This is a genomic window from Chryseobacterium sp. GM_Chr_2, assembly GCF_026540445.1.
GTDB lineage: Bacteria > Bacteroidota > Bacteroidia > Flavobacteriales > Weeksellaceae > Chryseobacterium.
The window spans coordinates 174,868-198,709 of the sequence record NZ_JALNUD010000004.1; the positions used below are offsets into that span (position 1 = coordinate 174,868).

26 protein-coding genes are annotated in these 23,842 nt (G+C 34.0%); 18 read left to right on the forward strand and 8 right to left on the reverse strand.

The window, feature by feature from the left end:
* Positions 1 to 6: 6 nt before the first annotated feature.
* From OXQ85_RS08520 to OXQ85_RS08535, 4 genes are all read left to right on the forward strand, one after another.
* The gene (locus tag OXQ85_RS08520) at positions 7 to 567 is read left to right on the forward strand and encodes a hypothetical protein (RefSeq protein WP_267403579.1); all 561 of its coding nucleotides are present in this window, start codon (positions 7 to 9) and stop codon (positions 565 to 567) included.
* An 80-nt stretch (positions 568 to 647) separates the two neighbouring features.
* Positions 648 to 1,025, forward strand: coding sequence for a hypothetical protein (locus OXQ85_RS08525; protein ID WP_267403581.1), 378 nt, complete (start codon positions 648 to 650; stop codon positions 1,023 to 1,025).
* A gap of 6 nt (positions 1,026 to 1,031) precedes the next feature.
* Entirely contained in the window at positions 1,032 to 1,592 is a 561-nt protein-coding gene (locus OXQ85_RS08530; RefSeq protein WP_267403583.1) for a hypothetical protein, read from the forward strand.
* 44 nt (positions 1,593 to 1,636) lie between these two features.
* Positions 1,637 to 2,203 (forward strand): hypothetical protein, encoded by a 567-nt coding sequence (locus OXQ85_RS08535; RefSeq protein ID WP_267403585.1) that lies wholly within the window; start codon positions 1,637 to 1,639, stop codon positions 2,201 to 2,203.
* 98 nt (positions 2,204 to 2,301) lie between these two features.
* Here the strand turns inward: OXQ85_RS08535 and OXQ85_RS08540 are convergent, their stop codons facing one another.
* A complete protein-coding gene (locus OXQ85_RS08540; RefSeq protein WP_267403587.1) occupies positions 2,302 to 2,829 on the reverse strand; it encodes a hypothetical protein in 528 nt (175 codons plus the stop codon).
* Positions 2,830 to 2,945: 116 nt separating this feature from the next.
* Between OXQ85_RS08540 and mnmA the strand changes: the two genes are divergently transcribed.
* The gene (gene mnmA / locus OXQ85_RS08545) at positions 2,946 to 4,133 is read left to right on the forward strand and encodes a tRNA 2-thiouridine(34) synthase MnmA (protein ID WP_267403589.1); all 1,188 of its coding nucleotides are present in this window, start codon (positions 2,946 to 2,948) and stop codon (positions 4,131 to 4,133) included.
* Positions 4,134 to 4,251: 118 nt separating this feature from the next.
* On the opposite strand, the gene surE is transcribed toward mnmA, so the two are convergent.
* Both surE and OXQ85_RS08555 read right to left on the reverse strand, forming a co-directional pair.
* The gene (gene surE / locus OXQ85_RS08550; protein ID WP_267403591.1) at positions 4,252 to 5,022 is read right to left on the reverse strand and encodes a 5'/3'-nucleotidase SurE; all 771 of its coding nucleotides are present in this window, start codon (positions 5,020 to 5,022) and stop codon (positions 4,252 to 4,254) included.
* A 105-nt stretch (positions 5,023 to 5,127) separates the two neighbouring features.
* Entirely contained in the window at positions 5,128 to 5,355 is a 228-nt protein-coding gene (locus tag OXQ85_RS08555) for a hypothetical protein (RefSeq protein WP_267403593.1), read from the reverse strand.
* A gap of 240 nt (positions 5,356 to 5,595) precedes the next feature.
* Between OXQ85_RS08555 and OXQ85_RS08560 the strand changes: the two genes are divergently transcribed.
* Positions 5,596 to 7,725, forward strand: coding sequence for a carboxy terminal-processing peptidase (locus tag OXQ85_RS08560; RefSeq protein ID WP_267403595.1), 2,130 nt, complete (start codon positions 5,596 to 5,598; stop codon positions 7,723 to 7,725).
* A 65-nt stretch (positions 7,726 to 7,790) separates the two neighbouring features.
* Here the strand turns inward: OXQ85_RS08560 and OXQ85_RS08565 are convergent, their stop codons facing one another.
* Entirely contained in the window at positions 7,791 to 8,294 is a 504-nt protein-coding gene (locus OXQ85_RS08565; protein WP_267403597.1) for a superoxide dismutase family protein, read from the reverse strand.
* A gap of 188 nt (positions 8,295 to 8,482) precedes the next feature.
* Here OXQ85_RS08565 and OXQ85_RS08570 point away from each other — a divergent pair, with 188 nt between their 5' ends.
* The 8 genes from OXQ85_RS08570 to OXQ85_RS08605 all read left to right on the forward strand — a co-directional run bounded on the left by OXQ85_RS08570 (position 8,483) and on the right by OXQ85_RS08605 (position 15,258).
* Positions 8,483 to 10,726 carry a TonB-dependent receptor gene (locus OXQ85_RS08570; RefSeq protein ID WP_267403600.1) on the forward strand — a complete coding sequence of 748 codons (2,244 nt, stop codon included), beginning with the start codon at positions 8,483 to 8,485 and terminating at the stop codon, positions 10,724 to 10,726.
* A 70-nt stretch (positions 10,727 to 10,796) separates the two neighbouring features.
* Positions 10,797 to 11,450 carry a hypothetical protein gene (locus tag OXQ85_RS08575; RefSeq protein WP_267403602.1) on the forward strand — a complete coding sequence of 218 codons (654 nt, stop codon included), beginning with the start codon at positions 10,797 to 10,799 and terminating at the stop codon, positions 11,448 to 11,450.
* 132 nt (positions 11,451 to 11,582) lie between these two features.
* Entirely contained in the window at positions 11,583 to 12,899 is a 1,317-nt protein-coding gene (locus tag OXQ85_RS08580; RefSeq protein ID WP_267403604.1) for a 2TM domain-containing protein, read from the forward strand.
* Positions 12,900 to 12,911: 12 nt separating this feature from the next.
* Positions 12,912 to 13,211: a 2TM domain-containing protein gene (locus tag OXQ85_RS08585; protein ID WP_267403606.1), complete on the forward strand. Its 300-nt coding sequence runs from the start codon at positions 12,912 to 12,914 to the stop codon at positions 13,209 to 13,211.
* A gap of 302 nt (positions 13,212 to 13,513) precedes the next feature.
* The gene (locus tag OXQ85_RS08590) at positions 13,514 to 13,807 is read left to right on the forward strand and encodes a 2TM domain-containing protein (RefSeq protein WP_267403608.1); all 294 of its coding nucleotides are present in this window, start codon (positions 13,514 to 13,516) and stop codon (positions 13,805 to 13,807) included.
* 23 nt (positions 13,808 to 13,830) lie between these two features.
* Entirely contained in the window at positions 13,831 to 14,148 is a 318-nt protein-coding gene (locus OXQ85_RS08595; RefSeq protein WP_267403609.1) for a 2TM domain-containing protein, read from the forward strand.
* Between the two features lie 33 nt (positions 14,149 to 14,181).
* Complete coding sequence (locus OXQ85_RS08600; RefSeq protein ID WP_267403611.1) at positions 14,182 to 14,457, forward strand: 2TM domain-containing protein; 276 nt, start codon at positions 14,182 to 14,184, stop codon at positions 14,455 to 14,457.
* A gap of 57 nt (positions 14,458 to 14,514) precedes the next feature.
* Positions 14,515 to 15,258: a LytTR family DNA-binding domain-containing protein gene (locus OXQ85_RS08605; RefSeq protein ID WP_267403613.1), complete on the forward strand. Its 744-nt coding sequence runs from the start codon at positions 14,515 to 14,517 to the stop codon at positions 15,256 to 15,258.
* A gap of 67 nt (positions 15,259 to 15,325) precedes the next feature.
* On the opposite strand, the gene OXQ85_RS08610 is transcribed toward OXQ85_RS08605, so the two are convergent.
* Positions 15,326 to 16,222 (reverse strand): hypothetical protein, encoded by an 897-nt coding sequence (locus OXQ85_RS08610; RefSeq protein WP_267403615.1) that lies wholly within the window; start codon positions 16,220 to 16,222, stop codon positions 15,326 to 15,328.
* Between the two features lie 113 nt (positions 16,223 to 16,335).
* On the opposite strand from OXQ85_RS08610, the gene OXQ85_RS08615 reads away from it, so the two are divergent.
* The 3 genes from OXQ85_RS08615 to OXQ85_RS08625 all read left to right on the forward strand — a co-directional run bounded on the left by OXQ85_RS08615 (position 16,336) and on the right by OXQ85_RS08625 (position 20,812).
* Positions 16,336 to 17,073: a hypothetical protein gene (locus OXQ85_RS08615; protein ID WP_267403617.1), complete on the forward strand. Its 738-nt coding sequence runs from the start codon at positions 16,336 to 16,338 to the stop codon at positions 17,071 to 17,073.
* Positions 17,074 to 17,711: 638 nt separating this feature from the next.
* Complete coding sequence (locus tag OXQ85_RS08620; protein ID WP_267403619.1) at positions 17,712 to 20,006, forward strand: TonB-dependent receptor; 2,295 nt, start codon at positions 17,712 to 17,714, stop codon at positions 20,004 to 20,006.
* A gap of 11 nt (positions 20,007 to 20,017) precedes the next feature.
* Positions 20,018 to 20,812: a DUF4249 domain-containing protein gene (locus OXQ85_RS08625; protein WP_267403620.1), complete on the forward strand. Its 795-nt coding sequence runs from the start codon at positions 20,018 to 20,020 to the stop codon at positions 20,810 to 20,812.
* Positions 20,813 to 20,939: 127 nt separating this feature from the next.
* On the opposite strand, the gene OXQ85_RS08630 is transcribed toward OXQ85_RS08625, so the two are convergent.
* Complete coding sequence (locus OXQ85_RS08630; protein WP_267403621.1) at positions 20,940 to 21,137, reverse strand: hypothetical protein; 198 nt, start codon at positions 21,135 to 21,137, stop codon at positions 20,940 to 20,942.
* Positions 21,138 to 21,251: 114 nt separating this feature from the next.
* Positions 21,252 to 21,560, reverse strand: coding sequence for a hypothetical protein (locus OXQ85_RS08635; protein ID WP_267403622.1), 309 nt, complete (start codon positions 21,558 to 21,560; stop codon positions 21,252 to 21,254).
* A 293-nt stretch (positions 21,561 to 21,853) separates the two neighbouring features.
* Here OXQ85_RS08635 and OXQ85_RS08640 point away from each other — a divergent pair, with 293 nt between their 5' ends.
* On the forward strand, positions 21,854 to 22,891 hold the full coding sequence (locus tag OXQ85_RS08640) for a GMP reductase (RefSeq protein ID WP_267403623.1): 1,038 nt from the start codon (positions 21,854 to 21,856) through the stop codon (positions 22,889 to 22,891).
* A gap of 127 nt (positions 22,892 to 23,018) precedes the next feature.
* On the opposite strand, the gene fabG is transcribed toward OXQ85_RS08640, so the two are convergent.
* On the reverse strand, positions 23,019 to 23,765 hold the full coding sequence (gene fabG / locus OXQ85_RS08645; protein WP_267403625.1) for a 3-oxoacyl-[acyl-carrier-protein] reductase: 747 nt from the start codon (positions 23,763 to 23,765) through the stop codon (positions 23,019 to 23,021).
* Between the last annotated feature and the right edge of the window lie 77 nt (positions 23,766 to 23,842).

The window sequence follows — 23,842 nt, forward strand, 5'->3', positions numbered from 1 at the left end:
TATACCATGAAAAAATTATTTTTATCTCTTGCCTTTATTTTATCATACAGTATTTCGGCACAATCTAATATTTACTTTCAAAATTATACTCCTTACATCATGGAAATGAGTATTTTCAAGACCAATCAAGCTAATGTTGCAGGAGGATGTACGCCAAATTGGGATGGCAGAAACAGCATTACCGGGTTATTACCTCTCAAAGAATCTCCGACAGGTGGCGCTACCTCAACGGATGCATTTTATGATTCGGATTTAAATTTATCAAATACTTTTAATCCTATGTATCCGCAAACGCCATTGATTGATAGATGGATTCTTAATGCAGATTATGCAAATCCTTACATTTTACCCGGTTCTACAATCCCTGCAAGCAGTTTAGCAGCAAAAGATTTGGGAATGAAATTTGGAGTAAAAGATCCGGTGACGGGAACAAATGTAGCAGGATATTTTCCTTTAGGATATGTTAACTGTGGAGCATTACCCCTCCTTAATACAGCAGCCTATACAACTCTTTTTAATAGCTCTTATTTCACTTTTGGAGGTGACGAATGGGTTATCTTTTTTTAAAAAGTTTTTATTCAACAATAATTTAGGTAATGGTCACAAACTATTACCTAAATATTTTAATCACAAAACAAATTAGTATCATGAAAAAAACAATTTTTCTTGTAGGTATTTCTTTACTTACCATTTTATCGTGTGCAAACGAATCTAATTTAGCAACAACCACTACTCCACAACTCACAAAACCTGAGGCAGTTTCAAAATTTAATGCCGCTATTAAAAAGGTCGCGATGATAAAAGATCCGGCTCCTTCGATGCCAAAAACCTCAGCAGAATTGAGTGATGAGAAAAAAGATATGCTTATTCCTGCTGCAAAAGAATTGATTGCTTCAACGGGAGTTTCTTCTGCAGAAATCGAAAGACAAACCAATAATGACAGAGAAAAGATCTTAAAATGGGCTGTTCAGGTGTATGGTGATTATAATAAAAAAGTAAGTCAAAATTATAAATCTGAAAACTAATATATCATGAAAAAATTACTTTTATTAGCAGTTCTATTCATTTCTTATGGCTTATCTGCACAAACAAACCCTGGAGACTTATATATTCAAAACTACACCCCACATTATATTGAATATTTTATCTGGCGTTCAAATTTATCAAATACCGCAGGTGGCTGTGCTCCTAGATTAGAGCCAAGAGCCGCCACAGGAGGGCTAATGAGATTATCCTATTCTACAAACCCTGGATACACTTCAACCGACGCTCTGCATGAATTTAATGTAAATACTACATTTTTTCCAAGTACTGCGTTTCCGACAACACCCGTCATTGGAGCCTGGATTTTAAATAGTACAACTACTTATACTGCACCAACTCCTATCCTTAATACATTTAGTAATGTAACGTCTTATCACGGGGTAAAATTCGGAGTACAAGATGTAAACGGGGTGAATATTGGTGGATATTATTCTTTAGGACAAGAGTGTGGAACGGCTATAATTCCAGATTTATCATATAATCCGAATGCCGTGATTGCAGGAAGTTTTTTCTCCTTCGGAGGAGCAAACTGGATGATACTATACTAAAAACTTCATTGAACTTTTAAAGATTTCATCATAAAATATTTAAAATGAAAAAAATATTTTTAATAGCAGCCTGCATATCGTCTTTATTTACATGGGCACAATCTACAGGAGATTTTTATATCCAAAATTATACTCCCCATTATATTGAGTTTTATCTTACAAAATCTAATTTATCAAACCCCGTAGCCAATTGTTCACCTACGTTAGAAGCCAGAAGCCTTACAAATGGATTGCTTCGGCTATCTTACTCCCCAAGCCCAAGTATAATATCTACTGATGCATTGTATACTGCAAATGTAAACAACACTTTCGCTACAAGTACAGCTTTTCCTACTACTCCGGTAGTTGGCAGTTGGATTGTAAATTCTAATTACGCAAGCCCTTATTACTCACCAAGCCCGATTCTTAATACTTTTAGTAATGTAACAACTTATCACGGGATAAAGTTCGGAGTACAGGATGTCTCTGGAGTGAATATTGGTGGATATTATTTTATGGGAGAAGGCTGCAACCTGCCTACCATAACAACAGATCTTACCTATGACCCAGCAGCCGTAATTGAAGGTTCCTATTTTAGCTTTGGAGGGGCAAAATGGGTTGTACTTTATTAATATTTAAATTTTGCTGGATCATTTTCTTCTAAGAAGAATATCTTTAAATAACCCCGAAAAAAATATATTTCGGGGTCTTTATTTGTCTATTTAAATAATTAAAGCCCAACTACAAACCCAATATTTGGAATCAGCCCACTAGATAAAAAGCTTGAATTTTCTTTATACAACACATTATACATCACTCCTATCTGCATAAAAGAGTTATTGCCAATTCTTTGCATGTAACCACCTCCGAGATATAAAGCCGTTTCTTGCTCATTAATCTTATAATCGTAATATTTATCTTTATAATTGATGAAGTACTGCTGAAGATTCGCCCCTACATAAAAAGATCTTGCAAAGTAATAATTAACAAACGGCCCCACTCCAAACAAAGTAGAACGGTAATAATCAGAAGTTTGCCAAGAAACACTTCCCAAAACTCCAGCTTCAAGATCATTAGTCAGCCTGTAACCTACTCTCGGTGAAGCAGATAAATTAAAAGCACTGTTGCTTCCAAAACCTACTCCAATTCCGCCTCCGAAAGTCCAGCGATTGTTATTTTCAGGGGAAGCGCCAATGGCAACCTGAGAAAACACGGCTCCCGAAATCATTAAGAATAAAGGAATAATAAACTTTTTCATATTAAATTGTTTTTATCGATGTTTAAAATTATGGTTTTTTTACGAATTTAATTAATTGTATTTTTGCGGCGTCAAACTAAGAACTCCCGTTAAGAGTTTCGTAAAATTGAAATACAATGAAAGTAGTAGTAGGCCTCTCAGGAGGTGTAGACTCGAGTGTAACAGCCTATTTGTTACAGCAACAAGGTCATGAAGTTGTGGCTTTGTTTATGAGAAACTGGAATGATGCTTCGGTAACGTTAGAAGACGAATGCCCTTGGATTGAAGACAGTAATGATGCCTTAATGGTTGCTCAAAAGCTTGGAATCCCTTTTCAGGTAATCGATATGAGTGATCTTTACAAGGAAAGAATCGTTGATTATATGTTCGATGAATATCAGAAAGGAAGAACTCCGAATCCTGATGTTTTGTGCAACAGAGAAGTAAAATTCGATGTTTTTATGAAAACAGCAATGTCTTTGGGTGCAGATAAAGTGGCAACCGGGCATTATGCAAGAGTAGATTCAACGATTGATGAAAATGGTAAAGAAATTTTCCATCTTTTGGCAGGAAAGGATAATAATAAAGACCAGTCGTATTTCTTATGTCAATTAAGTCAGGATCAATTGTCTAAAGCATTATTTCCGATTGGAGAATTAACAAAACCTCAGGTGAGAGAAATTGCAAAGGAAATCGGATTAGTAACGGCTGATAAAAAAGATTCTCAAGGGTTGTGTTTTATCGGAAAAGTAAGTCTTCCTCAGTTTTTACAACAGCAATTAGTTCCTAAAGAAGGTGAAATTGTTGAAATTTTCAAAGATTCTCCCCTTTTTGCACAAGAAAAGCCTGAATTTTCTTCAAAACAGGAAGAATTAGAATTTTTAAGTCAGAAAATCAATTATAAAAAAACGGACGGAAAAGTTATCGGAAAGCACCAAGGTGCTCAATTTTTCACGATCGGACAAAGTAAGGGATTAGGAATCGGCGGCCATAAAGAAAGCTGTTTTATCATCTCCAGAGATATGGAAAACAATATTCTTTTCGTAGGAGAAGGACATCAGTTTCCGGGATTATTAAAAAGAGCCTTGAAAATCGATAATTCTGAATTGCATTGGGTTCGTGAAGATTTAAGATTGAAAAATGGCGAATCGATGGAAGTAATGGCGAGATTCAGATACAGACAGCCTCTGCAGAAAGCGACTTTATATCAGTTTGAAGATGCTTTTTATGTGGAATTTGAAGATCCACAATCTGCGATTGCCGAAGGTCAGTTTGCTTCGTGGTACGATGGTGAAGAATTGTTGGGAAGTGGTGTTATCTCTTAGTTTTAGCATTATCTGTCATTTTTGATGACAAACTTTATAAATTTAAACGTCATAGGTTTTTGAAACTTATGACGTTTTTTTTATATACTGTTGAAAATTTTCAGAATTAATATTCAAATTAATCAAAATTCATTACCTCTTCCAACGTCTTCATGTATTCGTAAGCTGTAAGGTCGAATTTCACGGGAACAATTGAGATATATCCATTTGCTAAAGCCGTTTCATCAGCATCCGGAGATTCATCCATATTATTGAAATAACCTGTCAACCAATAATATTTTTTACCGTGAGGGCTTAATCTTTCTTCAAAACTTTCTTCCCATTTGGCATGAGCCTGTTTGCAAACCTTAATACCCTTAATCTCCTCTTTCGGAAGTTTAGGAATATTTACATTCAATACAATACCTTTAGGCATAGGCTTCTCCAAAGTTCTTCTAACGATCTTTTGAATATATTCTTTTGCCTGAGTAAAATCTGCTTCCCAGCTGAAATCCAATAAAGAAAACCCAATCGCCGCAAGGCTTTCAACACCTGCTTCTACCGCAGCAGACATCGTTCCTGAATAAATCACATTAATCGAAGAATTCGCTCCGTGATTAATGCCCGAAACCACAATATCCGGTCTTCTTGGTAAAATTTTATCCAAAGCCATTTTTACACAGTCAACGGGAGTTCCGCTGCATGAAAAATCGGTTTGAGGACCGTCGAGCTGTACTTCTTCGTAACTTAAAGTAGAATTTATGGTAATTGCGTGACCTTTTCCGCTTTGTGGAGAGTTGGGTGCTACCACCACTACGTCTCCGATTTCGTTCATAAAACTGATAAGATTTCTGATACCCGGTGCTGTAATTCCGTCGTCATTAGTAACCAGAATAAGTGGTCTTTCCATAGAAATAATTTAATTTTAACAAATATACAATTTTCGAATATATGCTTTAATATTTAAGTTTTAAAGTGATTTTTTTGAAAAAACTGAAGATAACACAACAATTTATTATTCTTTTTCTTTTTGAAAACTTACCACTTCATATTCATCATTTGAGCAATATTTTTTACAACTTTCATCATTGAATAATTCTGGTTCTTTCAAAAAATCTTCGATATATTTTGCACTTTCTTCCGTCTTTATCGGAACAATGATCACATGGAAATTTTTTAAAACATATTCATCTGCGTTTTTCACGGCATCTTTTTTATACTTTTTTGCTTCTGTAAAGTTCATGATCTAGGTGTTTATAATTATTTTCGGTAATGAATAAATTATACCATTCACATTATTTTTACAAAAAATATAACAATTTTTCAGTTGAAAAAAGATATAAAAACTTCTATAATAAAAAATCTTAAAAGTACCTGATATTTATAAATAAGGTATTAAATTTGATAGTTTGTAACAGTAAATTAAAAATTACTACTAATTAAAATACTTTTAAGAAAAATAATAAAAATACATTACAGATTTATGTGGAAAAATTTTAAGCTAAATAAATTTTTACTCCTAATTCCATTAACAAGTCTAATGTTTTGTTTCAACTCGCCAAAGAATGATGACGAAAAGATGCAGACGATAATGGTGAGCGTAAAAAATACACTTTCTTATTTACATTATAGTCCGAAACCGATAAATGATGCCTATTCGAAAGACGTTTATAAGCATTATTTTGAGATGGTGGATCCCGCAAAAAGATACTTCCTTCAGTCTGATATGGACGAATTTGGCAAACACGAAACCAAGTTGGATGATTATCTGAATTTGGGAGATCTTACATTCTACAAACTGACAATCGACAGATTGTATCAGCGTGTGGATGAGATTGATAAGATCACTCAGGACATTTTCAGCAAGCCAATTAATTTGGAAGAAGATGAAACATTAACTCTTGAGCCAAAGCTGAAAAAAGTACCTGCCAACAAACAGGAGCAGTATAACGAGTGGAAAAAATTCATCAAATACAATATTCTCCAAGAAGTTGAATCGATGAACAGCAAAGAAGAAGCTCAGAAAATTAAGAAAGATTCGGTTCAAAAATTCAAATTAAAAGATACAATTAAATATCAGCCACTTTCTCCAGATCAGAAGATTAAAAAAGCAACTGACGAGGTGAAAGATCTTGTAAAAGAAACATTTACGAGATTCAAAAAGAGAAAGAAAATGGATTGGTTCACGGTGTATATGAATTCTTATACTGAAGTTTTCGATCCGCATACCAATTATTATTCTCCAAAAGACAAGGAAGATTTTGATACTCAATTCGTTGGGAAGGTAATTGGGATTGGTGCTATTATCCAGGAGAAAAAAGGAAATCTTTTCTTAGGCGCATTAACAATCGGAGCGCCGGCTTGGAAATCGAAGCAGCTTTCGGAAGGTGATAAAATTTTAAAAGTAAAATCTAAACCGAAGGAAGACGCTGTAAATGTGGTAGGTATGCTTTCTGATGAAGCGGTACGTTTGATCAGAGGTGAAAAAGGAACACCTGTTACTTTAACAGTTCAGAAAAAAGACGGAACCATAAAAGACGTTACCATGATTCGTGAAGAAGTTGCTATCGAAGATACTTTTGCAAGAAGTATTGTGGTAAATTCTCCAAGCGGTAAAAAATATGGTTTCATTAATTTACCAAGCTTCAACGCAGATTTTGAAAATCCTAACGGAAGAAATGCTTCCGATGATATTAAAAATGAGATCATTAAGCTTAAATCTCAAAATATTGAAGGGATTGTTTTAGACCTTAGAAATAATGGTGGGGGTTCACTAACGGAAGTTGGGGACATCATGGGATTATTCATGAATGCAGGACCGTATGTTCAGGTAAAAGACGGAAACGGAAAAATTCAAACCTTAAAGAATAAGCAGGAAACACCAATCTGGACTGGGCCTTTGGTAATTATGCAAAACGAACTTTCTGCTTCGGCTTCTGAAATCTTGGCTGGTGCAATGCAAGATTATGGTAGAGCAATGATTATCGGTTCGCCGCAGTCTTTCGGAAAAGGTACCGTTCAGACGTTTGTTGACTTAAATAGATTCTTAAATACAGAAGATGATTTCGGATCTTTAAAACTAACGATTCAGAAGTTCTATAGAGTGACGGGAGAATCTAATCAGAGAAAAGGTATCGTTTCTGACATTCAGATGAAAGACTTCTTTACTTATGCTGAAATTGGTGAAAGATATGATGATTTTGCATTGGCTTGGGATAAAATTCCTTCTTCAAAATTTGATAAATTAAATATTTTCAACGCAGTAGCTCTAGAAAAAGCTAGTGCTGCGAGAATGGCGAATAATAAAAATTATCAGTTATTGCTGGAGTCTGCTCAATGGAGAGAAAAACTGGACAAAGAAGAAAGCATTACTTTGAATATCAACAAATTCAATCAGGTAATGAAAGACAGAAAAGCGCAAATTGAAAAATTCAAACCGTTGACTAAATTTGAAAACGGACTTCAGTTTACGATGTATCCTGCCGAAGTTGAAAGAGAGAAAAAAGATGAAGCCTTCAAGAAAAAATCTGAAATCTGGGTAAAAGGTCTTAAGAAAGATCCTTACCTTCAGGAAGCGATGAATATCGTTGCAGACATGGGCGCAAAGTCTTAAAAACATAGAAAAACAAAAAAACCGCTGACATTATGTTAGCGGTTTTTTTATGCAAAATCGTCAGATTATTTAATCTCAACACATCCCACTCTTCCTCCTGCATTACCCGTAGGCTGCGTATGGAAATCGTCTGCAGCGGCATGTACAATAAGACCTTTTCCGATGATGTTTTTAGATTCATCTGTACATCCAAGACACCATTTGTTAGTTTTAAATGTCAAAGTAGCGACCCCGTTTTGATCTGCCACAAGGTTGCCGATATCTCCCATGTGGAAATGTTCAGCACCCCATTTTCCGTGGTCGTTTTTCGACGGATTCCAGTGTCCTCCGGTAGAAGTTCCGTCGGCTGCAGAGCAGTCTCCTTTTTCGTGAATGTGTACCGCGTGAATTCCCGGTGTCAGATTCGTAACATCCAGTTTCATGATAACTTCATCTCCTTTTTGAGTAAACTTTGCCGTTCCTCCGGTCTGTGTGTCGCTTTTAGATAGCACCTGATACGTGTTTGTCGTTCCGCAAGAAACAGCAAAAAGCGCACATCCCGCCAATAATGCTAATGTTTTACCTTTCATTTTTAAATGATTTTAAAGTGATTTTAGGTTAAATTTAAAAAAGATTTTCCAAAGCGCTTTATGATTCGTGTCGTTTTTTCAGGAATAGTTCTAAATGGCAACCACTCAGAATGAAAAATCTACGGTTCAGCAAGAAATATTTAGCAGATGAAAACTTTAGGTATAATTTTGAATCGAAAATTAAACCCATGAAAACTCAAAGACAACAATTTCTGCTTCTTATCGCTTTCTTTATTTTTAGTTTGAATTTTGCGCAGACCAAAATTTCGGGGAAAGTCAGTTTTAGAAATAAAGGGATCAGTGAAGTCAATGTCACGTTGAAAGATACCTACGATGGCGCCACAACCGATGTTAACGGTAATTTCTCTTTTGAAACCTCAGAAAAAGGAAATCATCAGCTTATTTTTACGCATCCGAAATACATAGAAACAGAAAAATCAATTATCATTGAAAATCAGGAAGGTTCTGTAAATGCCGACCTGAAAGAACAAATAAATGAAATTGATGCGGTCGTGGTTTCAGCGGGTTCTATTGAAGCTAGCGATAAAAAGCGAGCAACGGCACTTTTAACGCCTATCGATATTTACACCACGGCTGGTGCAGACGGACAGATTTCTTCGGCTTTAAACTATCTTCCCGGCGTTCAGAAAGTCGGTGAAACGGAAGGTTTGTTCATTCGCGGAGGAACAGGTACCGAATCTAAAATTTTTATGGATGGCAGCTTAATCAATAATTATTTTTCTAATTCTATTCCCGGAATTGCGGGGCGAGACAGATTCAATACTTCACTTTTCAAAGGCAATATTTTTTCAAGTGGCGGCTATTCTGCCTTGTACGGTCAGGCACTTTCAGGTGCTTTGATGTTGGAAAGTGTAGATTTACCGGATCAAAGTTCTTACGATTTCGGGATTTCGCCTATCTTTTTAAGTGCCGGTTTTCAAAAACTGAGTGAAAATAAAAATCATTCTTACGGAGCGACTTTAGGATATTCTTTGTTGAGTTTGATGCAAAAGGTTATTCCTTTTAATACCGATTTTGTGGATGCTCCACAAGGTTTGAATGGTGATTTTAATTTCAGGATCAAAACAAAATCTGGTGGATTTTTCAAATATTACGGAATGTACAATTCCAACAAAATGGGAGTGAAAACGCCAAGTCTGGAAGAAGATAATGCGTTTAATCTGATTAGGTTAAAAGGAAAAAACACCTATCATAATTTATCTTTTAAGCAAAAATTCGGGAAATATTTATTCAATGCAGGAGCATCTTATTCTTACAATCAATCTGATTTGAATTTCTCTACAGAAAAAAATGAAATAGAAGGTGAAAAATCCCAACTGTTAAATGATGGTAATTATCTGAATTTCAAAGCCGTTTTAGAAAGAAAGATGAATAAGATCAGCGCAATCCGCGGTGGTTTTGAATTCAATAATACCGATGAAAAGCTTGATTTTCAACAAGTCAATAAACATTATCAGGATGTGATTTCTGCCGTCTTTGTGGAAACAGATTTAGGTTTTAGCAACCGTTTTTCAGCAAAATTAGGCTTGAGAGCTGAACATTCTTCTTATCTCGATAAAAGCAATATTGCCCCTCGTTTTGCCTTGGCTTATCGCTTGGCGAAAGACTGGACTACTTCTTTTGCGTATGGATTATTTTATCAAAATCCTGAAAGTAAATATATTAACGGACCTTCCAATTTAGATTTTCAGCAATCTCAGCATTATATTTTTCAGGTTCAGAGAAGTTCGGAAGGTAGAAGTTTGAGGCTGGAAGCATTTTATAAAAAATACGACCAGTTAATTAAGACATTTACGATTAATCCTCAGGAAAACCAAAATCAGCAGGTTCAATCTGCGTTAAATAATGCCGGATTTGGTTATGCAAAAGGGCTTGAACTGTTCTGGAGAGACAAAAAGACATTTAAAAATATCGATTACTGGCTCAGTTATTCTTATTTGGATTCTAAGCGCGATTTTATGAATTATCCAATGAGTCTGCAGCCTAATTTTGCTTCTAATCATACGCTTTCTGCCGTTGCCAAACGTTTCATCCCTGAATGGAAATTAGGAGTTAACCTTTCTTACACATACGCAAAAGGTAGACCTTATTATGATATTGCAACAAAAATTGAAGGAGATAAAATGATTAATTTCACTCGAAATGAAGGTTATTTAAAAGATTATAATGCCTTGAATTTCAGTCTGAATTATTTACCCAATTTAGGAAAAAAAGATGCTAAAGCGTTTACCATTTTTGTCTTGAGTATTTCCAATATTTTAGGTTCGAAAAATGTTTATGGCTACAATTTTTCTCAAAACGGAATGAGAAGCGCTTCCGTAGTTCCGCCTGTGAATACTTTTGTCTTTATCGGCGCATTCATCAGCTTTGGAGTAGATAAAACCGAAGATGCCATCAATAATAATTTATAAAAAACGGATTCTATTCAACTAAAAATTTATCTTTATTTAACCCAATATCAACTTTAAAAAATTAGAAAAAATGAAAAAATACTTCTTAACTTTTGCTTTAGGTTTGATGAGTTTAACAGCTTTTGCTCAGTCTAATTACGAAAAAGTAATGGCTGAAAAAATGGCTAAACTGGAAGCGTGTAAAACCACCGATGAATTTCAGGCATTAGCCAACGATTTCGACCGAGTTGCTAAGAAAGAAACCACGCAATGGCTGCCTTCTTATTATGTCGCGTTTTCTTATATTCAGAAAGGCCGGCTTTTGATGAGGGAAGGCAAAATGACCGAACTTTCGGTTCAGGCAAATACTGCTTTCAATTATTTAGATCAGGCGGAGAAAATTGCCGGAAATAACAATTCTGAGATTCATTTGCTTAAAAAAATGGCTTATTCTCTAAAAATGATGGAAAATCCTGCCGAAAGATACATGACCGATGGCGCGAAGGCGATTGAGGAATTGAAAACTGCCGAAAAGCTGGATCCGACCAATCCGAGAGTGTTTTTGATTAAAGCAGAAGATACTTATTTCACTCCTGAGCAATACGGAGGAAGCAAGGCAAAAGGTTTAGAGCAGTTTAAAACAGCGTTGGATAAATTCAATGCTTTTAAACCCAAAACATCGCTGGATCCCAATTGGGGGAAAGCAGAAGCAGAATATTTCCTGAGCCAGGATTCAACAAAATAATCATTAATAATAACTAAACCTTCCAAAAGTGAAGGTTTTTTTGTACCATTCAGACTTGAAAATTGACTGTTCGGTAAACATTTATTTTTAATACTTTTATTTTAAACTAATTTTGAACCAAGAAAATCAATCATGAAACGTAAGGGCATCATCATATTACTTTGGGTATCGCTGGGAACAAGTTTGTTCTTCTTCCTGTTTTTCAATAAAGAGAAAACGATTATAAATTTTCTCATAACATTTGCCCTTTCAGCAATGTATTCTTTTGTTTTGGGCTTAGGAAATTATTTTATCAATGATTTTTTAAACAGAAAATTTCCGTGGTCTGAAGAAACCAGAAAACGATCTATTTTAACCATTCTTTTCCTGGTGGTCGGGAATTTTATTTTGGTCTATTTCTGTAATTATATGAATTATGTGGTGATTCAGAAAGTGGCAACGGCAAGCGAGTTTTTCTCTGCTAAATACAACACTTCCAATTGGTTCATGATTAATGTTGCGTTGTTGATCTCCGCATTTCTTCACGCAAAAGGTTTCATGGAAGAACTGAAAAAGACCTCCAAAAAAGAAGTGGTAGAGCAGAAATTGATTGCAAAGTCTGCCAATGCACAATTTGAAAGCCTTAAAAATCAGCTAGATCCGCATTTTCTTTTTAATTCGTTGAATGTTTTAAGTTCATTAATTGATGAAAATCCGAAACAGGCGCAGAAGTTTACGGCTTCAATGTCAAAGATTTACCGATACGTTTTAGAACAGAAAGATAAAGAATTGGTAACGGTTGAAGATGAACTCGAATTTGCTAAAACCTATTGCGATTTGCTTAAAACAAGGTTTGAAGACAGTGTAGATTTTGTTTTTGATGTCAGAAAAGAAGATTTTCGGGAATTTGTAGTTCCGCTGTCGTTACAATTGTTGCTGGAAAATTGTATCAAACATAATTTTGCGACTTCTTCAAAACCGTTAATGATTAAAATTTATTCTGAAAATAATACACTTTGCATAGAGAATAATCTGCAGGTTCGGGAGCAAATAAAAGAAAGCTCAGGAATCGGTTTGGCGAATATTGTTCAACGATACGCTCTGCTTACGAAAAGGAATGTTTTCATTGAAAAATCTGAAGATTATTTTAAAGTGAAACTTCCCATATTAGAAAGTAAACCCAATACTGTCAGCATAAAAGCAGAAGATCAGGATAAAGCTTATGAAAGAGCACAGAAAAGAGTAAAAGAAATCAAAAGCTTCTACGGAAACCTTATTTCTTACTGTATTGTTATTCCATCTTTAATCATTATTAATCTTATTACAAGCCCCGGAAATATCTGGTTTGTATTTCCGATGTTGGGTTGGGGAATTGGTCTTGCAGCGCATGGAATAAGTGTTTTTGCCATTGGAAAAAATTGGGAAGAAAAGAAAATCAGAGAAATATTAGAAAAACAAAACAGACAATAAAAATACATTAAAATGGAAAATACTAATGAAAATGAAATCCGTTACAAAGCAGCTGCTCGGAGAGTGAAAAAAATCAAGAACTTTTATGTTTTTACATTCGTTTATTTCGCTGTAAATTTTTTTATCCTTTATCTGAATTATTCTGGATTAAAAGAAGGAGAAAGCATTTGGCAATTAAAATATTTCTCATTGCCTTTCTTCTGGGGAATTGGTTTAATCGGCTACGGAATGAATATTTTCTTTTCAGGGTTTATTCTGGGAAATAACTGGGAAGAAAAAAAGATAAAAGAACTGATGGAAAAAGATAAATAATATTCAAAATACTAAGAAAGTCAGGAAGAAGAAATTTTTCCTGACTTTTTTATTTTTAAAATATATAAATATTTGATATTGAACAAACTGATGAATGAATATAAACCTCGCAGGTTTCAAAAACCTGTGAGGTTTGAATATGTTTACGGATAAACAAAACATTCATCTTTTCATTGAAATAGGATTTTTACCATTCGGTAATCATATTCTACCGTTCGGTCATATAAAATTGATTTGAGAGTGCTTCTTGTCCTACATTTGTCTCAACAAAAACAAACAACTTAATCTTAAAAATAAAAATTATGGAAACGTATACAAACAAAGAATCAATGGCTTACGAAAAAGCAGCGAAAAGAGTAAAAGAAATCAAAGGATTTTATGGAAATCTTACTTCATATTGCCTTGTAATTCCTTTTTTGATTGTTTTAAATATGATAACATCTCCGGGACATTTATGGTTCTTTTGGCCAATGTTAGGTTGGGGAATCGGATTGGCTGCACACGGAATCAATACTTTCGGAATCGGAAAAGACTGGGAAGAGAAAAAAATTAAGCAATTGATGGAAGAAGAAAGAAGAAATACAAAATCAATTTAATTAAAAACTAAAAAATTACAATCATGGAAATTCTTCACAACAATAAAATGAACTATCGAGAAGCTCAAAAGCAGATGAAACAAATCAAAGGATTTTACATTCATTTAACGGTGTATGTTTGCGTTAATCTTTTCATTATCGGTTTGCAGGCGATTGATTTGGATCAAAATGAAAAATTCTGGAGCTGGGATCTTTTGGAACTTCCTGCCATTTGGGGAATCGGGCTTGGTATTCATTGGATGAGCGTTTTTTCACCCAATTTTGTTTTTGGAAGAAACTGGGAAAACAGAAAAATTCAGGAACTGATGAATGAGGATATTAAAAATTCAAAATCACTTTAATCAATTATTATTAAACCATTAAAAATTAATACAATGAATTATTATCAAGCACAAGAAAGAGTACAGCAAATAAAGAAGTTTTACAAACATCTTCTTTGGTTCGGAATCGTTGCCGCGATCATCTACGGAAGAGATATTTTCAGACACGGAGAAATTAATCTTTCTTTATTTCATGGATCTTTCATTCTAACCATTTGGGCTATTATTTTAATTGTAAAAGCGGTAAAATTATTTGTTTTGAACTCAGCATGGGAATCGAAAATGATTCAGGATGAAATGAAAAAATCAAAAGATCCGATTCAATTTTAAAAATTGATCTATTTTACCTAATTTTATTCGAAATTTAAACTAAAAATCAGGAGCTCAATGATAAAAACGGTCATTATTGAAGACGAAAAACCGGCTTCAAGGAAATTAGAAAGAATGCTTAATGAATTTCCTGAAATAGAAGTGGTTGCGAAAATAGAATCTGTGGAAGAAGGCGTACAATGGTTTTCCGAAAATGAACATCCACAACTTATTTTTTCAGACATAGTTTTAGGCGATGGTTTGTCATTCGATATCTTTGAGAAAGTTCCTACCAAAGGTTTCATTATTTACACCACAGCTTTTGACCAATATACTTTAAAAGCATTTAAGCTAAACAGTATAGACTATCTTTTAAAACCAATTTTAGATGAAGATTTGGCGGGAGCTATTGAGAAATTCAAGTCTTTTTTGCCTTCAGATAATTCGGTGAGCTCGCAGGAAATTAAGCAATTGATTAAAAAAGATAAATCTACTCTTTCAAGAATTTTAGTTAAAATTGGATATAATCTTAAAATTGTTCAGACGCAAGAAGTAAGCTGTTTTTTTAGCGAAAACAAGATTGTTTATCTTCAAACTTCGGAAAGAACGTATCCTTCCGATTTCACATTGGATGAGTTGGAAGATGTTTTAGACGAGAAAAAGTTCTTCCGTGTGAACAGGCAATTCATCATTAATTCAGATTATATTAAAAATATTCATACTTCGCCTAATTATAAAGTCGATCTTAATTTTCAGCCGCAGGAAGAAATTACCGTTAGCCGAGACCGTGTAAAAGATTTTAAAGATTGGCTGGTAAGTTAATGTGAATAAAGATGATAGAGAAAAGATGAAAGACTTTAAAACCATCAACTAGCAACTATCAATCAAATTACTTATAATCAATACGGTTAGCTTCTGTATCTTCAAGTTGTTTTAGAATAGATTTTGGAATTTCTTCGCTGTCAATCGGAAAACTTAAAGAATCAGAAATAAACGTTTTTCGGTCTGCTTTCTGGAAGATTTCGAAAAGGGCAATCGGCTCTTGATTAAAACTAATACATGTACTTATAAAATGCAATTCATGGAGCTTATATTCTGGATTTTTCAGCTTTTCCTTGATGTCTTTTATCCTTGAAATAAAATGACGCTGGCGAATGAACGTGTTGCTGTTCATGATGATAAAAACATAGTCGGCATAAGAAGTTACTTTGCCAAAATACTTATGACGGTCGCCGCCACTTCTTTCGATGAAATATTCGCCTGAAGTTTCGGATTTGTAGATTTCCGTGGCAGAACGCCAGATACGGTCATCTTTCACCTGTAGAGGGTTTTCAGGAAGATTTCTGTTGTAAGAATACCAACAGCCAACCAATTTATCCAGCAATTCTGTATTCTGTTTTACATTATTCATCTCAATTCTTAGATCATTAAAGTTGAATGATTCGGTATTTGAATTGATGAAATCGATGTAATTAGAATATCCTAAAACTTTGACGATCAGGCTTAATTTTGCCAAATTGGGTTTACTTAAAATAGCATTTTCGTTTTGATCATACCTTTTTAATTTATTGATAATCAAATGTTCATATAAATAGTTTGAACCTAATACGTCGGGTTCTTTTTTTATGTTCTTTTCTGAATTGTCGTTGATAATTAATTCGTTCAATTCTGCAACAATGTAAGACCACTCTGTTTTTGAAACATCTTCCCAATGGTGTTTTTTTAAGAAATGCTGACTCAGAAAATTCATTAATTTTTCCAGATGCTGAATGTCTTCTTTTTTCATACTAAAATTTCATAAGACTAATTTAAGATTATTTTGAAACTAAAAAAGACTGTTGTAAGACTTTTATATTCTAAATTCAAAAGATATTTGAGTAGAAACTAAAAGTTAAAACAATGGAAACAAAAATCGTATTACAAAATGATCTGCTTTGGAATAGGCTGCAGGGGTTTTCTTTAGACAAAGCCAATGTCAATTTTCCTTTCTCAAAAAAATTAGCAAAAGAAGAAAACTGGAGCGAAGATTTTACCGCTAAAGCGATAGAAGAGTATAAAAAATTCGTTTATCTCTGCTGTATTTTACCAAATGGTGCTTCCCCCAGCGAAATTGTAGATAAAGTTTGGCACATGCATCTCATCTATACTCAGAATTACTGGGAAGAATTTTGCCCCAATATTTTACAGCAAAAACTCCATCATCATCCTTCAAATGGTGGTCAAAATGAAAATGAAAAACACAAAAACTGGTTTTCAGAAACGCTGACAAATTATGAAAAGATCTTTCAGGAAATACCGCCTCACGAAGTTTGGCTCACTAAAAAAGAACAGCCAAGACGTAAAAAATTCTGGCTCAATAGCTTTAAAATCCTGTCAATTTTATCGGTCTTCTTTATTTTAAGTTCCTGTTCAGATGGAATAGATAATTTATTGACTGTGATTTCAATAGCCGGACCTTTTATTTTCGTGATTATATTTTTGATGTCTAAAATTTTTGGAGAGGATAATAATAAAGATCGTCATAAAAATGACAATGGTTCTTCCGGAAGTTGCGGCGGTAGCTCATCAAGTTGCAACAGTTCATCTTGCGGAAGCAGTTGCGGCGGAGGTTGTGGTGGATGCGGCGGCGGAGATTAATTCAAAAATTAGAAATTATGAAAAAGATAATCATTCACAGTATTCCCGTTTTGATAAGTTTTCTAAGGCTTATTGCCAACCATCATTCATTAAATCCGATTTCTTTAAAAGGTCCTTATTTTCTCAAGTTTTATTTACTCCTTATTCTCGGGTTTTATATTTCAATTTTAAGTTTAAAATTCTTTAAAGGGAAACCTTCAAAAACAACCTTTTATTTTATGATCTCGATTTTCATTTTGGGAATCATAAAGCTGATAAAAGGTATTGTTTTAGCAAAACCCATAGGTTTTTTATCTATAATTCTGTTTTTTGAGCTATTCGTTCTAGTTATTTTTTTTATAATTCAGCCTAAAAACAGATAATTTAATCTGATAAATGAAAACTTTACAGATCGAGAATGTTAAATATTTATTAAAAACAAAATATGTTTGTGAAAAATTAAAACTATAAATTAGTTGAAAATTATTATTCAGTTTAATGTAACAGATTATTTCCTTATTTATTTTGAATATTAATCCTAAATTTAATATAAAATTTTCTATTTTGAATTAGTTTTTATTTGAACTAGTTCATATTTATTAGCTTATCAATGTTTCTATATTTGCAACGAAAACATAAGGTAATAAAAACAAACGCAAATGATACGTTTAACAACGATGGCAATTTTTTTGTCAGCTTTTTCCTACGCTCAGAGTACGTATTCTATCAACGGAATCGTAAAAGACAAAGATTCCGGAGAGCTTATTTCAGGAGCTGTGATTCGAATAAAGGAGCGCCCTGAGATTAATGTTACAACCAACGAATACGGCTTTTATTCTATTTCTTTGCCTGAGAATGATTATACTTTAATCATTAATTACACAAAGCATCGTGAAGCTTCTAAAGAAGTTCATCTGAGTGAGGCAAAAAGAATGGATTGGGATCTTTACAGAGATGATAATGAGACGACCATTCAGGAAGTTGTTATTAATAATCAAAAAAAATCTAAAATGATTTCTTCCCGCAATAAAATGGGCGGTGAGGTGATGGATGTTCAGGCGATTTCTAAACTTCCGGTACTTTTTGGGGAGCGCGATATTATAAAAACATTGCAACTGATGCCGGGAATTACTTCAAGAGAAGGAAATTCTGGATTAAGCGTGAGAGGCGCCAACACCGATCAAAATCTTATTTTACTGGATGAAGCTCCGGTTCTTAATAATTCGCATTTAGCAGGTTTCATTAGTACTTTTAACAGCGATGTTTTGAAAGATGTAAGCATTTATAAAGGGAATATGCCGGCTCAATACGGAGGAAGACTTTCATCCATCATTGATGTGAAAATGAAAGACGGAAACAATCAAAAATTTGGTGTAAACGGAGGAATAAGCACGATTGGTGCGAGATTAAGCGTTGAAGGGCCGATTCAAAAAGGGAAATCTTCTTTTTTAATTTCTGCAAGACGTTCTTTTTTTGAATTGCTGATGGGTGGTAAAGACGATAAAGATAAAGAAAATAGTTCTGATACTTCTTCAAATTCAGGTAATGAAAAATTGTACTTCTATGACCTGAATGCAAAGCTTAATTTTCAGCTTAATAAGAATAACAGTATTCACTTATCAGGATACATGGGAAGGGATGTGATGAAATTTGATGATATGGAGACTAATTGGGGAAATAAAGTAGGATCTCTAAGCTGGAACAGCATTGTTTCGGATAAATTATTCTCTAAAACTTCTCTTATTTTCAGTAATTACGACTACAGATTTTTACTTAATGATAATGATGTAAAGTTTGATTTAAATCCCAACATCAGAAACTTAATGATGAAGCAGGATTTTACCCATTTTGTTAGCCCGAAACATTCATTAAAATATGGTTTTCAGATTTCTAATTATTATTTCAATACCCCTAAAATTTCAAAAGAACTTGAATCTGCTTTCCTGAAAACACCAAGATCGATGTGGGAAAATGCGGTTTATATTAATGATGATTTCAAGGTTTCAGATCAATTATCATTTAATTATGGTATAAGAGCATCTGCTTATAATTCTAAAAGTAAAGGTGAAGAAAAGTTTCAGGAAAGTGGTAAAACGAACATTTTTATAGAGCCTAGATTTATGGCTACTTATGATTTTAACAATTCAAACAGTGTAAATTTCAGCTATGCCAGAAATACTCAGGGTATACAAACTCTTACCTCTAGTAGCGGCCTTCAGCTGAATGATATCTGGATTAATTTAGCCAAACCTCAGGTTTCGGATCAGCTTAGTCTCGGTTATGCAAAGAAATTAAAGAAAGGATACGAAATCAATGCTGACATTTATTACCGAAAAATGAAAAACATTGTGGATTACAGAGACGGTTTGGATGTAAATGAAGCTTTGTTTGAAGGAGATTTTGAGAAAAACTTATTGTTTAACGGAATAGGAAGAGCGTATGGACTTGAGTTAATGGCTAAAAAAACGACAGGTAAATTCACAGGCTGGGTGTCGTACAGTTTGTCCAAATCTGAAAGAAAAATTGAGGGAATAAACAACGGAGACTGGTACAATACCACGTATGATAAAACACATAATTTATCATTAGTAGGTAATTATGAATTAACTCCTCGATGGACGTTTTCGGGTGCCTTTGTGTACGCCACCGGAAATGCCACAACGTTCCCAATCTCAAAATATGCTTTAGGAGATCAGCTAATGCTGGAATATGGGGCGAGAAACAGTAACAGAATGCCAGCATATCATAGATTAGATATAAGCGCAACGTATGACTTTAAGAAAAAGGGAAGATTTGAAAAATCGTTGACTTTCAGTTTATATAATGTCTATGGAAGAAGAAACCCATATTATCTTTCTTACGAAGCAGATAATAAAAACCAAGGAGGTATTATTTCAAAACAAGTGATACTTTTCAGATTGGTACCAAGCGTAGGTTTTAACTTTAAATTTTAAAAATAAATACGATGATTAATAAAAAAATATTGTTTTGCTGTTCTTTAGTAATGATGCTTATTAGCTGCGATGTAGATGATAAAATAGTAGATATCCCTATGAAAGATGGCAGCGGGAAAATTGTGATAGAAGGAGAAATTACCAACGAAGAAGGTCCTTACGAGATTAGAGTTTCAAGATCGGTGAAAGTCATGAGCAATGAGGAAATCCCTGTAGTAACGAATGCCAAAGTGATTCTTAGTGACAATCATGGCCAAACAGAAGAATTGGTATATGATCCGAATGACGAGTCTTATAAAACAAAAAACTTTACCACAGCAGAAGGTGATACTTATACACTTTCTGTGACGGTAGACGGAAAGGTCTATCAATCTACAAGTACGATGAATAAATTGGTAGAAATTGAAAAACTGGAGCAGGAAAAAGATAAATTGGATAACAGTACTTTTGTTTCAGTATTTTTTACAGATCCGGCGGAGAAAGGAAATAAATATGTATTGAAAGGCCAGAAAGGAGAGCTAGGTGCAACACAATACAATGTTTATTCTGACGACCAACTTAATGGAGGTACCATTGGATATCCGTTATATGGAAAATTTAATCTAAATAAAAATGATACTGTTTTTGTAGAATTACAATCTGTAGATACTCCTGTTTATAATTATTTCAGAGTACTTTCGAATTTAGGATTAGGGGATTCCGGCGATATTGCAACACCAGCCAATCCTCCAAGTAATATCAGTAATGGTGCTTTAGGTTATTTTTCAGCACACTCTGTTTCGGGAGATTATATTATTATTCAATAATAAAGATACAAATGGTGGAAATAATTCAACCATATTTTATGTAGTTAGATTTTTTAAGTAGCCTGATATTGCTTTAATATCAGGCTTTTTATTTAAAGTAATGCTTAAATTAAATGTAACTATCATTTTAGTTGTCTTTACTTTTTCCTGTACCATATTTTTCAGTAATCATATAAGTCATTGCTACTAAAATAATACTCAAGATGAGATGCGAATTTTCTGGATGCACGATCGCCTGATACAAATTATATCCGAAAGCAGCAGATACAACAGCAATTAAAATCTGGTTTGTAAAAGCATACTGTTTTTTTAAAGTAGTTTTCATAATGATATTTTTTAAATTGTTATTTATCAGGTAAGTATCATCATTCAAAAAATGTTACAGATTTTTTATTTTATCTAAAAAAAATCCGAAAATATCATTCCGGATTTTATCATTCTATCTTCTGAAAGGTTTGCCCATCGCTACTTTTCTATCCTTCTCAAAACCATGTCTTTGATATTGCGCATATTGTTCTTTAGAAAGAATTCTTCTAATTCTTGCATCATATTCTCTTTCAGATAATCGTTCTCTAGAGAGTTCAGCGATTTTTCTTTCCTGCTTATCTGTTAATTTCAATCCTGAAAAACCTCTGTCATTTTGTTGGTGAAATTCTTGTTTTTCATTTCTGAAACCTTCTTTTCTACCTTGTTGTGCATTGGCAGTGAATGCGAAAAATATACTTAAAGCCAAAACTAATTTTTTCATAATAATTAAATTTTAAATTGATATTGAGTTCGTTGTTCTTGCTTTAGAATATTCAATCATTATGCCCGAAAGTATCTTAAATAAGGCCTTATAGAAGTATGGGTTGTTTTTATAGATGAATGATAAAATTTAATCGACTAATGGAAATTAAGTTTTATTTAAAACGATTTTACTTCATCATATTTTAGAATTGATTTGAATGCATGCACGTGAAGAGAAAATAAAAGTTTAATTATAAAATCATTTTTCCTTAAATCTTTTTCCTAATTTTAAGTAAAATAATTTTCCAAATTATGCGAATAGAATATGATATAAAACTGGGATTTAAGGATGTAATGTTCCGTCCGAAACGTTCAACATTAAAATCTCGTTCAGAAGTGGATTTAGAAAGGGAATTTACCTTTAAACACACCAAAAAAAAATGGAAAGGAACTCCTATTATCGCAGCCAATATGGATACGGTAGGAACTTTCGAAATGGCTGTAGAATTAGCAAAAGATAAAATTATTACAGCCGTTCACAAACATTATACTCCTGAAGAATGGTCTTATTTTTTAAACAGTCAGCCAGAAGAAATCCATCAATATATTGCTTTAAGCACCGGAACCGGAAAAGCAGATGAAGAAAAGATTAAAACCATCCTCGAAAAGCACCCAAAAATCGAGTTTCTCTGTATTGATGTTGCCAATGGTTATTCCGAGCATTTTGTAGAGTTTGTGAAGAATGCAAGAGCTAATTTTCCTGATAAAATTATCATCGCTGGCAATGTGGTAACAGGAGAAATGGTAGAAGAGCTTCTTTTGGTAGGTGCAGACATTATTAAGGTTGGTATTGGTCCTGGTTCGGTTTGTACCACAAGGGTGAAAACAGGTGTAGGTTATCCTCAGCTTTCTGCGATTATTGAATGTGCCGATGCTGCTCACGGTTTGGGCGGTCATATTATTGCTGATGGTGGCTGTAAAGTTCCCGGAGATGTTGCTAAAGCATTTGGTGGCGGTGCCGATTTTGTTATGCTTGGTGGAATGTTTGCCGGACATGATGAAAGTGGCGGTGAAATGGTGGAAGAAAATGGTAAAAAGTTTAAACTTTTCTATGGAATGAGTTCTAAAACTGCAATGGATAAACATTCCGGAGGTGTGGCAGAATACAGGGCTTCTGAAGGCAAAACGGTAAAAGTTGCTTATAAAGGTTCGGTTTCAGAAACCGTGAAAGATATTTTGGGGGGCGTTCGTTCTACTTGTACCTATGTTGGGGCTTCAAAATTGAAAGAACTGTCTAAAAGAACTACTTTTATACGGGTTCAGGAACAGGAAAATCAGGTTTTTAACTAAAGGATGGAAGCTGGGAGATGGAGGTTGGAAGTCATGAAGGAAGCTTGTAAATATTTAACAATCAAATACAAAAAGCCGAATCGCAATGATTCGGCTTTCTTTTTATCTTAAAATTTTAATTCAAAAATTAAGGCATCAACATTCCTCCGTCAACATTTATTGTCTGACCTGTGATATAAGTTGATAAATCGCTTCCTAAGAAAACACACGCGTTAGCTACATCTTCAGGAGTACCTCCTCTCTTCATAGGGATTCCGTCTCTCCAATATTGTACAGTTTTTTCATCAAGAACTGCAGTCATTTCAGTTTCAATAAATCCAGGAGCAATCGCATTACAACGGATATTTCTTGAACCTAATTCTAATGCCACAGATTTAGTAAATCCTAAAACTCCGGCTTTAGTTGCTGCATAGTTTGCCTGTCCTGCATTTCCTTTCAATCCTACAACAGAGCTCATATTGATGATAGATCCCGATTTTGCCTTCATCATTGGCTTAATAACCGCTTTTGTAAGGTTGAATACAGAATCTAAGTTTACTTTAATAATTGTATCCCAATCGTCTTTAGACATTCTCAATAACAGGTTGTCTTTAGTAATCCCTGCATTGTTTACCAAAATATCTATTTGACCAAACTCAGCCATTACATCATCTACTAATTTTTGAGCCGCATCAAAGTCTGATGCATCAGATTGGTAACCTTTAATTTGAGTTACAGAACTTAAAGCCGCTTCTAATTCTTTCGCTTTGTCTACAGAACCAGCGTAAGTAAACGCCACTTTTGCCCCTTGCTGAGCAAAAATTTCAGCGATTCCTCTACCGATTCCTCTTGTAGCTCCCGTTATTAGCGCTACTTTTCCTTCTAATAGTTTCATATTTCTTGACAATTATTTTCTTTACAACTAACTAGCCTTTTGAAAGTTGGCTAATTTACACTATTTAATTTCTTCTA